Annotated in this window: 12 protein-coding genes and 2 tRNA genes; 5 read left to right on the plus strand and 9 right to left on the minus strand. The window is 50.9% G+C overall.

Features of this window, described 5'->3' with window-relative positions; translation table 11 throughout:
- Nucleotides 1–11: 11 nt before the first annotated feature.
- The 5 genes from ypdE to glk form a co-directional block, all read right to left on the minus strand.
- Nucleotides 12–1,049: an aminopeptidase gene (gene ypdE, locus D9734_RS10670; RefSeq protein WP_130207342.1), complete on the minus strand. Its 1,038-nt coding sequence runs from the start codon at nucleotides 1,047–1,049 to the stop codon at nucleotides 12–14.
- Nucleotides 1,049–2,134: an aminopeptidase gene (gene ypdF / locus D9734_RS10675; protein ID WP_130207344.1), complete on the minus strand. Its 1,086-nt coding sequence runs from the start codon at nucleotides 2,132–2,134 to the stop codon at nucleotides 1,049–1,051. Before ypdF ends, ypdE begins: the two co-directional genes overlap by 1 nt.
- 15 nt (nucleotides 2,135–2,149) lie before the next feature.
- A complete protein-coding gene (locus D9734_RS10680; RefSeq protein WP_130207346.1) occupies nucleotides 2,150–3,397 on the minus strand; it encodes a PTS fructose transporter subunit IIC in 1,248 nt (415 codons plus the stop codon).
- Nucleotides 3,398–3,418: 21 nt separating this feature from the next.
- Nucleotides 3,419–3,745 carry a PTS fructose transporter subunit IIB gene (locus tag D9734_RS10685; RefSeq protein ID WP_000038455.1) on the minus strand — a complete coding sequence of 109 codons (327 nt, stop codon included), beginning with the start codon at nucleotides 3,743–3,745 and terminating at the stop codon, nucleotides 3,419–3,421.
- A 218-nt stretch (nucleotides 3,746–3,963) separates the two neighbouring features.
- Entirely contained in the window at nucleotides 3,964–4,929 is a 966-nt protein-coding gene (gene glk, locus D9734_RS10690) for a glucokinase (protein WP_130207348.1), read from the minus strand.
- 204 nt (nucleotides 4,930–5,133) lie between these two features.
- Here glk and D9734_RS10695 point away from each other — a divergent pair, with 204 nt between their 5' ends.
- Nucleotides 5,134–6,390 (plus strand): ion channel protein, encoded by a 1,257-nt coding sequence (locus D9734_RS10695; RefSeq protein WP_130207350.1) that lies wholly within the window; start codon nucleotides 5,134–5,136, stop codon nucleotides 6,388–6,390.
- Between the two features lie 114 nt (nucleotides 6,391–6,504).
- Nucleotides 6,505–6,831: a DUF2502 domain-containing protein YpeC gene (ypeC, locus tag D9734_RS10700; RefSeq protein ID WP_130207352.1), complete on the plus strand. Its 327-nt coding sequence runs from the start codon at nucleotides 6,505–6,507 to the stop codon at nucleotides 6,829–6,831.
- A 142-nt stretch (nucleotides 6,832–6,973) separates the two neighbouring features.
- Here the strand turns inward: ypeC and D9734_RS10705 are convergent, their stop codons facing one another.
- A complete protein-coding gene (locus D9734_RS10705; RefSeq protein WP_130207354.1) occupies nucleotides 6,974–8,212 on the minus strand; it encodes an Nramp family divalent metal transporter in 1,239 nt (412 codons plus the stop codon).
- 335 nt (nucleotides 8,213–8,547) lie between these two features.
- On the opposite strand from D9734_RS10705, the gene nupC reads away from it, so the two are divergent.
- Entirely contained in the window at nucleotides 8,548–9,750 is a 1,203-nt protein-coding gene (nupC, locus tag D9734_RS10710) for a nucleoside permease NupC (RefSeq protein WP_064526382.1), read from the plus strand.
- Nucleotides 9,751–9,977: 227 nt separating this feature from the next.
- On the opposite strand, the gene D9734_RS10715 is transcribed toward nupC, so the two are convergent.
- From D9734_RS10715 to D9734_RS10730, 3 genes are all read right to left on the minus strand, one after another.
- Complete coding sequence (locus D9734_RS10715) at nucleotides 9,978–12,167, minus strand: sensor domain-containing phosphodiesterase (protein WP_130207356.1); 2,190 nt, start codon at nucleotides 12,165–12,167, stop codon at nucleotides 9,978–9,980.
- Between the two features lie 208 nt (nucleotides 12,168–12,375).
- A tRNA-Ala gene (locus D9734_RS10725) sits at nucleotides 12,376–12,451 on the minus strand.
- A gap of 39 nt (nucleotides 12,452–12,490) precedes the next feature.
- Nucleotides 12,491–12,566 (minus strand) — tRNA-Ala (locus D9734_RS10730).
- 220 nt (nucleotides 12,567–12,786) lie between these two features.
- Here D9734_RS10730 and D9734_RS10735 point away from each other — a divergent pair.
- Together D9734_RS10735 and D9734_RS10740 are read left to right on the plus strand one after the other, a co-directional pair.
- The gene (locus tag D9734_RS10735) at nucleotides 12,787–13,146 is read left to right on the plus strand and encodes a YfeC-like transcriptional regulator (RefSeq protein ID WP_130207360.1); all 360 of its coding nucleotides are present in this window, start codon (nucleotides 12,787–12,789) and stop codon (nucleotides 13,144–13,146) included.
- 1 nt (nucleotide 13,147) lies between these two features.
- Nucleotides 13,148–13,540 carry a YfeC-like transcriptional regulator gene (locus D9734_RS10740; RefSeq protein WP_130207362.1) on the plus strand — a complete coding sequence of 131 codons (393 nt, stop codon included), beginning with the start codon at nucleotides 13,148–13,150 and terminating at the stop codon, nucleotides 13,538–13,540.
- Nucleotides 13,541–13,566 lie beyond the last annotated feature (26 nt).

A 13,566-nucleotide genomic window follows, 5' to 3' on the forward strand; every position in this document is an offset into this window, starting at 1 on the left:
TAATCAGGAGATCATCTGAAATCCGTCAATTGAACAACCGTCTCACGGGTAAGACGTTGAATAAGGGCAGATAAAAGCTGCTGCATCTGCAAAATGTCGCGGCAGTCGGCAATCGATGCGGCGCAATGTCCATGGCGGGTTGCTGGCCCCATCACCACTGTGGGTATGCCAGTACCGGTTAAGTGCACCGCTCCACCGTCCGTGCCGCCGTTACTGAACATATCCACCTGTAACGGCACGCCAATTTCTGCCGCCACAGTTTCGATCCAGGCGGTAAGTTTTGGCAGCGCAATCAGTGACTTATCGCTTAACACCAGCATCGGTCCGTGACCAATCTGGCGATGGTTAGCCGCGCCATAATCAAAGTTTTTCGCCCAGCAGGCGGTATCGAGCACAATAGCGACCTCCGGCGACACCGCACGGGTGGCAGTTTGCCCGCCGCGTAAGCCCACTTCTTCGCTGGAACTTGCCACCAGCCACACTTCCGCAGGCAGTTCAGCGTCGTGCAGCTCGCGCAGCAACGTCACCAGCAGGTAGCAACCGAGGCGATCATCAAAGGCTTTCCCCATCACCCGCTGGTGAGGGAGAACCTGAAAAGTAGTATCAAACGTGACGCGATCGCCTGGACGAATTCCCGCCTGCATCACTTCGTCATACGAGCGCGCGCCAATATCCACGCGCATGGCGCTAACGTCATTCCCCTGCCGCTCGCCATCAAGCAGGCCGGGAATTTTGCACTCTTCACGGGTGGTGATGCGCACCGGCTGCAACTGACGGGCAGCCATGCGCACATTGCCAACTGGCAGCACATCAATCGCCCCTTCGCGGGAGATGCTGCGCACCATAAATCCCACTTCGTCCATATGCGCACAGATCATCACCTTCGGACCTGTCGATTCATTGAGGCGGATCAGCACCGATCCCAGGCCGTCAAATCGCACTTCTTTTTGCAGGCGATCCGCTTCATCCAGCAGGATCTGCCGCACTTCCTGTTCCGAGGAGGCGATCGCATCTGCCTCGCTCAATGCTTTTAATAGCGATAAATCCATTATGCCTCTCCCGTGAGCAACACTGTTTTCGGCATGGCGTAGAGCACTTCTGCGCCTTGCGGGGTGACCAGCACAACATCTTCGATGCGCACGCCCCCTTGCCCTGGCAAATAAATCCCCGGCTCCACGGTCAGTAGCATGCCTGGCTGTAGCGTCGTGGTGTCCCGCGGTGAAAAACGCGGATCTTCGTGCACTTCAATGCCGATAGCATGACCGGTGTTATGACCGAAATAGTCGCCATAACCGGCTTCTGTAATCACCCGGCGCGCGGCATCGTCAACCTGTTGGCAGCGCACGCCGGGGCGAATCGCGGAGATTGCCGCTAGCTGTGCCTGCAGGACAATCTGGTAGACGTTAAACAGCGGGTGAGATTCGGCGCTCACCCCTTCGCCATTCACCAGCAAGGTGCGCGTCATATCAGAGCAGTACCCCTGATACAGCGCACCGAAATCGAGAGTGACAAACTCGCCTGCTGCAACAATCTTGTCGCTGGCTTTACCGTGCGGCAGCGCCCCACGCCAGCCGCTGGCGACAATGGTGTCAAAAGAGGCTTTTTCTGCGCCCTGCTGGCGCATAAACCACTCCAGTTCAGCGGCTATCTCGCATTCGCTCATCCCCGCCTGAATAAAGCGGCGAATATGCTCTGCGCCACGATCGGCAATCCCACAGGCGAGGCGGATTTTCTCCACCTCCTCTGGCGTTTTGATTTGCCGCAGCACATCCGGCGTGGCGCTTACCAGTTTCGCATTGAGTTCAGACTGCCAGCGGTGCGCGGTTTCCCAACTCACCTGCTGGCCTTCAAAACCGAGCGTTTGCAACTGCTCATCGGCAATGATTTGCCTGACGATGGTGGCAAGCGTGTGCATCGCGTCGAGCAAATGCAGCTGGTAACCTTGCGTGCGGGCTTCTACATCCGCGTAATAGCGCGAGTCCACCAGAATGTGCGCACTTTCACGGCTAATCACCACATAACCTGATCCGGTGGAGATCCCCAGATGCGGCTGTTTGTTCTGCCGTGAGGAAAGGAGCACCGCATCCAGTTGTTGCGCCTTAAGCCAGTCGCGCAGCGAAGCGAGTAATGTCATCTGGATTTTTCCTTCTTACAGGCTATCGATTAACAATTTGCCTTTGCGGAACATCATCAGACGCAGGAACACCACCATCAGCGCAGTAATGATTGCTCCCAGCGCGATCCCCGCCATATAGACGCCCAGATTAGTGACCAGCGGCCACGCCCAGATAGCGGATTCCGGGAACCATTGCACTGCGCCCAGCCAGACAGCAGCAGTGGAACCGACAATCGCGCCAACCATATAGGACGGAATGGCAGTAATGGGGCTTTCCAGCGCAAACGGAATCGCACCTTCACTGATCCCCATAAACGCCAGGAACATCGCGGTTTTACCCTGCGGATAAAGCTGGGCGTTAAACAGGCGTTTGCCAGTTAAGCGACGATCGATAATGGTCGCCAGACCCAGACCAATCGGCGGAATAACAATAGCGATAGAACGTGCGGTGACTGGTAATACATGGTCAGTGGTAAAGCTGAAGGCGACGAAACCAGCTGCTTTGTTGATTGGACCACCCAAGTCGATTGCGGTCGCCGCAGCAATGCCCATTGCGTACATCAGCGCGCCCTTCTCACCAGCAGCGGTCAGCACGGTACGGATACCGCCGTTGATCCAGCCACCAAACGGCGTGATCACGTAGTACATCGCCAGCATGACAAAAATGGCGGAAAGAATCGGTAGCAAAAATGTGGTTTTGAACGCTAACAGGAAATCCGGTAACTGGATTTTCTGGTTCATCCATTTCACGAGGTAACCCGCGACGATAGAAATAATCAGCGCACCAATGAAGGTAGACGGGACTGGTGAAGAGGTCGTCCACTGCATAGTGCTGGGATCGAAGTTCAGCAGTTGCGTGGGCTGGGTAGACATCAACCCGCCGATAAACCCAGCCGGGAACGCCAGTTTGCCGCCAATAGAATTCGCCACAAAAGCGGCAAACATCGGAATGGCAAAGCCAAACAGCACGCCGCCAAAGGACTGCGACAGCCAGGCAAATTTCAGTAAGGAGAGGTCGAAACCGGAAAATTTCCCACTATTAAGAGCATCCATAATGCCGATGTCTGCGGGAATTTTAAGCCAGCTATAGGCAATCAGCTGGCTGAAAGCGAGGATCACACCGCCCATAATTAAGGTCGGCACCATGCGTGAAATCCCTGACATCACATGCTGCGGGAGTTCACCCCAGAAGCTGGTTTTAGAGGCCTGCGGATTCTTAACTGCCGCTGCCGCACCGGATGCGCCAGGCACAACGGTTGCACTGCGTTTTTTAATGGCCATAACAATTATCCCTGTCGAATATTACTGTTGTTCAGCGGCAATCATCTCTTCGATTTCTTTGATGATGCCCGCAGCGTTTTTAATTGCGTCCTGCAAAGTGATTTCATAAACGTCGCGTGATTCGAAACGTTCGTTATCTTCTGGTGTTACTGCCACGGAATGAATGATGATTGTCGCTTCGGCGATATCCTGCGCCGTCAGGCGGTTCTGGATGCCATCCGCGCCCTGAGTTTCAATTTTCACTTCATAGCCGGCTTCCACCGCCGCTTCTTCCAGAGCCTGGGCGGCCATAAAGGTGTGAGCCAGCCCCATTGGGCAGGCACATAAGGCAATCAGTTTCTTACTCATCGTTATTTCCTCGTTCGTTTATAGTTGACGAATGAAATTATGAACGTGCAAAACAAATAGCCGTTACCAGACAAATAATGCATTTACTGGAGAATTAATCCCGTAGTGCGGAAGTGTGACGCAGGTCGGTCTTGTGAAGAGACACAAAGAAAAATTGAATTAACTGATTGATTTAAAAGATTATCGGGAGAGTCACCTCCCGATATGACAGGAAGGATTTACAGAATGTGGCCTAAGGTCTGGCGTAAATGTGCACCGGAACCGAGAAGCCCAGGGTTATCGTGCACAATTAAATAGACCGGAATATCATGAACATAATCTTTAAAGCGCCCTTTGTCTTCAAAAGCGGCACGGAAACCGGAGGCTTTGAAGAACTCAAGGAAACGCGGAACGATACCGCCCGCAATATAGACGCCGCCAAATGTTCCGAGATTGAGCGCCAGATTGCCGCCAAAACGCCCCATAATGACGCAAAACAGTGACAACGCGCGGCGGCAATCGGTGCAGCTGTCAGCCAACGCGCGTTCGGTAATATCTTTTGGCTTGAGATTTTCCGGCAGGCGGTTGTCCGCTTTCACAATCGCGCGATACAAATTCACCAGTCCAGGGCCAGAGAGCACGCGTTCAGCCGAGACATGGCCAATTTCCGCGCGCAGTATTTCAAGGATAATGGCTTCTTCTTCACTGTTTGGCGCAAAATCAACGTGACCGCCTTCACCAGGCAGGCTTACCCAGCGTTTATCGACATGGACCAGATGTGCGACCCCAAGCCCTGTCCCGGCACCGTACACCGCGACAGGTTTACCTTCAACTGGTTCTGCGCCGCCAAACTGGATCAGATGCTCTTTTTTCAGCATCGGGATCGCCATCGAAACCGCCGTAAAATCGTTAATAATCTCCAGGTGGCTAAAACCGAGATTCTTTTTCATTTCGGCAATCGAAAACGCCCAGGTGTGGTTGGTCATTGCCACCCAGTCACCAGTAATTGGGCAAGCAATGGCGATGCAGCCATCTTTCACCTCGACTTTATTCTCTTCAAGATAAACGCGAATGACCGCTTCCAGGCTGGGATAATCAAGCCCTGAATAGGTTTTAGCCTGCGAGATTTCACCACTGGCAATATCACACAGAGCAAGACGTGCGTTAGTACCGCCCACATCACCGACTAATGCATACTTTGTCATTCTTCAACTGCTCCGCTAAAGTCAAAATACTTCTTTCTCACACTGTAAATACGTGGGGGCATAACAACAACGCCGAAAAGGCAGGCTCCCTGTAAATATCGATCTGGGTCACACATTTACTTTATCGTTTCAGCATCAATTGCAGCGATGTCTTTGTGCAAGCTGGGCAAACTAAATATCTGAACCCGCATAAAGGAATAGAACATGCTCCATCCGCGAGCCAGAACCATGTTGTTATTATCGCTCCCCGCTCTGGCAATTGGGATTGCGTCCAGTCTTATTCTGATGGTGGTAATGAAAATCGCCTCGGTATTACAGAATCTGCTCTGGCAACGACTGCCGGGAAGTCTGGGGATAGCCCAGGATTCACCGCTCTGGATCATCGGAATTTTAACGCTGACAGGAGCTGCTGTTGGGCTAGTCATCCGTTTCAGCCGGGGTCATGCCGGGCCGGATCCTGCCTGTGAAGCGCTGATTGGCGCGCCAGTCCCTCCCTCTGCGCTACCAGGACTGATCGTAGCATTAATTCTCGGTCTTGCTGGCGGCGTCAGTCTTGGGCCGGAACATCCCATTATGACCGTCAATATCGCCCTCGCGGTGGCGATTGGCGCGCGTCTGTTACCACGAGTGAACCGGATGGAGTGGACTATTTTAGCCTCTGCGGGCACCATCGGCGCACTGTTTGGCACACCTGTTGCAGCGGCGTTGATATTTTCGCAAACCTTAAATGGCAGCCACGACGTTCCACTTTGGGATCGTCTCTTTGCGCCGTTAATGGCAGCGGCGGCTGGTGCGCTAACCACCGGATTGTTTTTCCATCCTCATTTTTCGCTGCCCATTGCTCGTTACGGACAGATGCAGTTAGCAGACATCATCAGTGGTGCAATTGTGACGGCGATCGCCATTGCGGCAGGTATGGTTGCAGTGTGGTGTTTCCCACGGGTGCACGCGATGATACATCAGATTAAAAATCCGGTCCTCATGCTGGGGGTTGGCGGCTTTATTCTCGGTATTCTGGGTGTTATTGGTGGGCCTGTTTCGCTATTTAAAGGACTGGACGAGATGCAGCAGATGGTGACAAATCAGGCTTTCAGCACCAGCGATTACTTATTGCTGGCGGTAATCAAACTTGCCGCCCTGGTCATTGCCGCCGCCAGCGGGTTTCGCGGCGGGCGAATCTTCCCGGCGGTATTTGTCGGCGTAGCGTTAGGGTTGATGCTGCATGCGCACGTTCCCGCCGTTCCAGCGGCCATTACCGTCTCCTGCGCGATTCTCGGCCTCGTACTGGTGGTAACGCGCGATGGCTGGCTAAGTTTGTTTATGGCGGCGGTCGTTGTACCTGATTCCACATTGTTACCGCTACTGTGTATCGTCATGCTTCCGGCATGGTTATTACTGGCAGGTAAACCGATGATGATGGTGAATCGTCCAAAACAACAGCCACCCCACGATAACCTTTAGCAAAAAATGCTCTCCCTTATGATTTAAGAGTTATGGCGATGAAACGGGGCTTTACCTCCCCGTAATATTGCGTTAACAGGCCGCTGACGGCTTCGATCGTGAAGGAGAATAACAATGTTCAGGTCACTGTTTCTGGCGGCCGCCCTGATGGCATTTATCCCGCTTGCAGCAAACGCAGGTGAAATTACCTTGCTGCCATCAATTAAATTACAAATTGGCGATCGCGATAATTATGGTAACTACTGGGACGGTGGCCACTGGCGCGATCGTGACTACTGGCACCGTAATTATGAATGGCGTAAAAACCGCTGGTGGCGTCATGATAATGGCTATCACCGTGGCTGGGATAAGCGTAAAGCGTATGAGCGTGGCTATCGCGAAGGCTGGAGCGACCGTGATGATCATCGCGGAAAAGGCCGTGGACATGGGCATCGTCATTAAACACATTCGCTAATGGAGCACAATGCCTGATGCGACGCTTGCGCGTCTTATCAGGCCTACAAACCCACTTCATTTAACGCGTAGGGCGGATAAGGCGTTTACGCCGCATCCGCCAGTGGTGCCTGATGCGACGCTCATTCAACTACAGCCCCAATGCCGTTCCCACCAACAACCAGATATTCAGCGTTACCACCAGCACCACAATCATCCAGCCGATTTGTTTAACCCATTTGCTATTCACCAGATCGCCCATCAACTTGCTGTCACTGGTGAAAATCAGCAGCGGCACCAGCGCCAGAGCAATACCAAAACTGAGCAGCACCTGACTCATAACCAAAATCCGTGTCGGATCCAATCCCATCAGAATGACAATAAATGACGGCAGCATGGTTACCGTACGGCGTACCCACAGCGGAATATGAAAGCGAATGAACCCCTGCATCACCACCTGCCCTGCCAACGTACCCACTACCGTTGACGAAAGCCCCGCCGCCACCAGACTTAAACCAAAAACCGTTGCCGCAGCATTGCTTAACAGCGGTTGCAGCGTAAGGTAAGCCTCATCAAGATCGGCAACACCAGTATGACCAGAAAAATGAAACGCTGCGGCAGCCGTTGCCATCATTGCCAGATTGACAAAGCCAGCGATGGTCATGGCAATCGCCACATCCCATTTAGTCGCAGAGTAACGTTGTTGGCGTGAACCACCGTGTAGATGCTGGGTAAGCGAAGAGTGAAGATAAATCACATGCGGCATAATCGTCGCCCCTAACACGCCAGCCGCCAGGAAGACCGCTTCCGAGGTCGGTAAACTCGGTATCGCCATACCTTTGCTCAACTGCACCAGATTCGGTTGGGAGAAAATCAGCTCAACAATGTAGGCCGCCGCGACAAACAACAGAAGCCCACCAATCACTTTCTCCAGCGGTTTTTGCCCGCGACGTTGCAGCATTAAAATCAGGAAAGTGGCGATACCTGTCAGCACCGCCCCCTGCAATAAAGAAACACCAAGAATGAGTTTGAAACCGATCGCCGCACCAATAAATTCCGCCAGATCGGTCGCCATCGCAATAATTTCCGCCTGGAACCAATAGAACCAGACTACCGGACGTGGATAGTGATCGCGAATTTGCTCCGCCAAATTTTTACCAGTGGCAATCCCGAGTTTGGCCGAGAGAATCTGAATCAGCATTGCCATCAGGTTGGCCCAGACGACCACCCACAGCAGTTGATAGCCGAAGCTGGCGCCCGCCTGAATATTGGTCGCAAAGTTACCGGGATCGATATAACCAATCGCCGCAATGAACGCAGGTCCCATTAATGCGAGCCTCATCTTGCGCGCCGCCCGTCCGCTGCTACTCTCAACGCGATAGTTCGTCATCTTGTGCCTCTAAAACATAGCCTTTGCTATGTTTCATGCTATGTCAAACGAGAATGATTATCAAATTCATTTAAATGGATTGTGGTGATTTCTCTGATAGACCAGGATTATGACTACGAAAAGATTGATGATTTGAATGTTATAATTATGTTTAATGTTAGCACATTTACATAACTTTCAGCTTCCATACACAACATAGCAAATATGTATGACAGGTCACTATTTTTGAAGCTTGTCACAGGACGTCATTATAGTGTGTGTCAGATCTCGTTTTCCTTACCCATGTTACATAGAATGTGCACGGAAATTTAACCTGCCTCATATTTGGAGCAAATATGGACCGCGTCCTTCATTTTGTACTGGCACTTGCCGTTGTTGCGATTCTCGCACTGCTGGTAAGCAGCGACCGCAAAAAAATTCGTATCCGTTATGTTATTCAACTGCTTGTTATCGAAGTGTTACTGGCGTGGTTCTTCCTGAACTCCGACGTTGGTCTGGGCTTCGTAAAAGGCTTCTCCGAAATGTTCGAAAAACTGCTCGGATTTGCCAACGAAGGGACTAACTTCGTCTTTGGTAGCATGAATGATCAAGGCCTGGCATTCTTCTTCCTGAAAGTGCTATGCCCAATCGTCTTTATCTCTGCGCTGATCGGTATTCTCCAGCACATTCGCGTATTGCCGGTGATTATCCGTGCAATTGGTTTCCTGCTCTCCAAAGTCAACGGCATGGGCAAACTGGAATCCTTTAACGCCGTCAGCTCCCTGATTCTGGGTCAGTCCGAGAACTTTATCGCCTATAAAGATATCCTCGGCAAAATCTCCCGTAATCGTATGTACACCATGGCAGCCACGGCGATGTCCACCGTTTCTATGTCCATCGTTGGTGCATACATGACGATGCTGGAACCGAAATACGTAGTTGCTGCGCTGGTACTGAACATGTTCAGCACCTTTATCGTGCTGTCGCTGATCAACCCTTACCGTGTTGATGCCAGCGAAGAAAACATTCAGATGTCCGACCTGCACGAAGGCCAGAGCTTCTTCGAAATGCTGGGCGAATACATTCTGGCAGGCTTCAAAGTGGCCATTATCGTTGCCGCAATGCTGATCGGCTTTATCGCCCTGATCGCTGCACTGAACGCTCTGTTTGCTACCGTGACTGGCTGGTTTGGCTACAGCATCTCCTTCCAGGGCATTCTGGGCTACATCTTCTATCCGATTGCATGGGTGATGGGTGTTCCTTCCAGTGAAGCACTGCAAGTAGGCAGCATCATGGCGACCAAACTGGTTTCCAACGAGTTCGTTGCGATGATGGATCTGCAGAAAATTGCGTCCACGCTCTCTCCGCGTGCTGAAGGTATCCTCTCTGTGTTCCTGGTATCCTTCGCTAACTTCTCTTCTATCGGGATTATCGCAGGTGCCGTTAAAGGCCTGAACGAAGAGCAAGGTAACGTGGTTTCTCGCTTCGGTCTGAAACTGGTTTACGGCTCTACGCTGGTGAGTGTGCTGTCTGCGTCAATCGCAGCACTGGTACTGTAAGCGAATCCATTAAAAAAGCCGGGGATAATTCCCCGGCTTCAGTTTGTTGACAAAGTGTGCTCTGTTTATGCCGGATGTGGCGTGAACGCCCTACCCAGCCTACAAAACAACGCAAATTCAATAAATTGTGTTTCCATGTAGGCCTGATAAGCGCAGCGCATCAGGCAATTGTCCGTTTGTCATCAACCTCAAATGCCGGGGATAATTCCCCGGCATTTTTACGCCTGTTAATCAACTAATGGTTGCGGGCGACCAATTAAATACCCTTGCAGATATTGCACCCCGAGCTTATGCAATAGCGCCTGCTGCTGTTGCGTCTCGACAAACTCCGCGACCACACTCAATGACTTCGCTTTCGCCAGATCGGTAATTGATCTCACTATCATCGCATCCAGTGTATTAGTGACGATATCCTTAACGAAGACGCCATCAATCTTGATGATATCAGCCTGCAAACGTTTTAACCGTTCGTAGTTGGCATAGCCTGTGCCAAAGTCATCAATCGCAATACGGAAGCCAAACTTATGCAGTTGTTCGATATTGTACATACTGCTTTCTGCGTTAGAAAACGCCTGCTCCTCGGTGATCTCAATAATCACAGCCTCCGGGGAGACACGGTAACGTTTAAACAGACGAATAATTCGCCCGGCGATATTCTTTTGCAGCAGAGTGAGCGGCATTAAATTGACTGAAAAGCGCGGGCCTTTCTTGTCACAAGGGTGGGTTGCCAGCCACTTCAGCAGGGATTCCAGCACCTGTAAATCGAATCGCGCGCTAAGGTTAAACTGAGCAATAAGGGGCAGAAACTTATCCGGGGTCATAATGCCGCCGTCATACTTCAGTCGCGCGAGGATCTCATCATAACCTTCACCCTCTTTGTTGCGAATTGGCTGGGCGTAGAGAAGCAAATCACCCTGATCTAACGCCGTGCGAATGGTATTCAGCAATAGCACCTGTTTAGTGGTCTGCCCGGAAACCATCTCCTCTCTGCTGTCCAGCGCCAGCACATGATGATGTGCGCAGGATTGCTCCGCCAGCCAGCTTAACTGCCCCAGCATTGGCTGCAGAGTATCCTGATTACCGTCAAAACGTCCCCAGGCAGCACCATAGCCCATATCCAGCCCGGTATTGTTCCAGTGGATTTGCCGACTGTTGAGAATGTTAACCATATGCTGTAACCGCCCTTCCGTTTCCGGCCCGGTCAGTACCAACAGCAATTCGCTCCCCGGCAATTGATACAACTTTTCGTTTTCCTGCATCAACGGCAGCAATGTACGGTAAATTGAGCGAATACAATGAACGCGCATCATTAACCCGTAATGGCGACTCATAAACTCAAGATTATCAATGCGCAGACAGCAAAAACTCTTACCAGCCTCTTGCTCCTGCGATTGCTCCAGTGCGCGAAAGTTGGGTAATAGCGTTAACGGATCGGTCAGTGCCTGCAAATGCCAGCGACGGTTAAGCCATTCGCTACGATAATAAATGCGTACCATATAGAGCAGGCAAACGCTAAAGGAAATCAGCACTGCGAGAATAAATGCCAGCGAATATTCGGTTAGTACCCCTTGCAAAAAGTTCTGGTTGTAATTCAGAAGGCAAAGCGTTGAAACAGCCCAAGTGAGATTTAAAAACGGATAGCGAAGCTTACCGACACCGAGGGTAAAGATGATAAAGAAAACAGGTACCAGATAACCGGCAATAAAGTCATTTTCATACGGTGTGCACATCAGAAGTAGCAACACGCTAAGAGCTGCCAGCCAGCTTAAGGTAAATGCGCGTTTCTCTTTGCTCAACGACGGAGCGATATCCCTACGCCACAATATCTGTGCAAAGTGGGGACTTACAATCATGCGGGTGAGATAGTAAAAAAGCATGTTGTAAATCAGCACTGCGGTGAAAAGGCTTAGCAAATCAACGACCGTGAAAATGGCATCCGCATCGCCGAAAAAGGTAGATATCTTTAGCGGGAAATCAAAGAAGCTCCCCACAAGATACATGCTGCATTTGATGCCGATCGGTGTCACCAAACCAAGCCAGAACAGACGTTGCCAGACATATCGGCTGGTCAATCCATAACGCCAACGCGTCCCCAGCTGCCAGCGTAATATTGCGCAGGCACACAACACGACAAACGTCTGGCTACCGAGCATGACCGCGGTCTGTAAAAAAGAGAGATGAAAGTTCCACAGATTGGTGCAAAACATCCCGCATAAAACAGGAACGACACCGCGCCAGCCAAAGATAAACAAGATTGACAGCATTACGCACAGTGGCATCCACGCCAGGAAAATATAGCTGGAATGGATAACAGCAAGTGGCGAGATAAAACGGGATAGCTGAATAAGTACCACGGTGAGCGTAAACGCTAGTGCAAATATCTTGATATTTTTTATCAGGTTATGCTCCACAAACATGAGTACACTACTCTCACTGATCGGGGTTTTAAGGCACACAAATAATATGTTTATTCGCATCGCGAAGCAAACAGGGACCGACCTGTTGCCGATATTTCATCCAATGATGTTTCCAACAGGCAACACTAACCTGGAAGGTAGACTGTATTACAAAAGCGGCAAAAAGCAGAGACAAAAAACCCCCGCTTCGCAGCGAGGGTTTGAAATTTGGTGGAGCTAAGCGGGATCGAACCGCTGACCTCTTGCATGCCATGCAAGCGCTCTCCCAGCTGAGCTATAGCCCCACGAGTCGTTTACGTACCAAATTTGCTGGGTGCAAAATTTGGTGGAGCTATGCGGGATCGAACCGCAGACCTCCTGCGTGCAAAGCAGGCGCTCTCCCAGCTGAGCTATAGCCCCATCACGTAAAGCTTGTCGAGTTGACGGGCGGCATCATATGAATTCCGCCCGAATGTGTCAACGGCAAATTGCAAGGCGTAGTTTCAATCGCTGAAAAATCAGGCAAATGAACTATTTTGGATAGTCGCTCGCATTCAGTAGTTATTCCTGTCACGGTTTCTTGTAAAGTGGTGTTATAAAATGAACCACTAATAGACCCGCAATCATTCAGGGAATTGTTATGTTCAAGGAGAGGATGACGCCAGATGAACTTGCCAGGCTGACCGGTTATAGCCGCCAGACCATTAATAAATGGGTACGCAAGCAAGGCTGGACGACATCACCAAAACCAGGTGTCCAGGGTGGCAAGGCCCGGCTGATTCACGTCAATAAACAAGTTCGTGAATATATTCGTAATGCAGAACGTCCGGACGATCAAAGAGAGGCACCTGAACTGTCTGCCGATACGCCTCTTGAAGTGCTGCTGGTGACGCTGGCGAAAGAGATGACGCCTCTTGAACAAAAACAGTTTACATCCTTGCTTCTGCGGGAAGGGATTATCGGATTATTACAACGCTTAGGGATTCGCGACAGCAAATAATATGAAAAGATTACGTAATAAAATGACCACCGAAGAGCTGGCGGAATGCCTGGGTGTGGCTAAACAAACTGTTAACCGTTGGATCAGAGAAAAAGGCTGGAGAACGGAAAAATTTCCCGGCGTGAAAGGAGGTCGTGCCAGACTTATTCTGGTCGATTCGCAGGTTTGCGAGTTTATTCAGAACACGCCTGCGTTCCATAACACACCAATGTTGATGGAAGCTGAAGAGAGAATTGCTGAATACGCTCCTGGAGCACGCGCCCCGGCGTATCGACAAATTATCAACGCGCTAGATAATATGACTGACATTGAGCAGGAAAAAGTCGCGCAATTTTTGTCACGTGAAGGAATTCGCAATTTCCTCGCCCGTCTCGATATTGACGAATCAGCATAAATAAAAAAACGGCAGGATATTATCTC

This window comes from Escherichia sp. E14S1 (assembly GCF_004211995.1).
Taxonomy (GTDB): Bacteria; Pseudomonadota; Gammaproteobacteria; order Enterobacterales; family Enterobacteriaceae; genus Escherichia.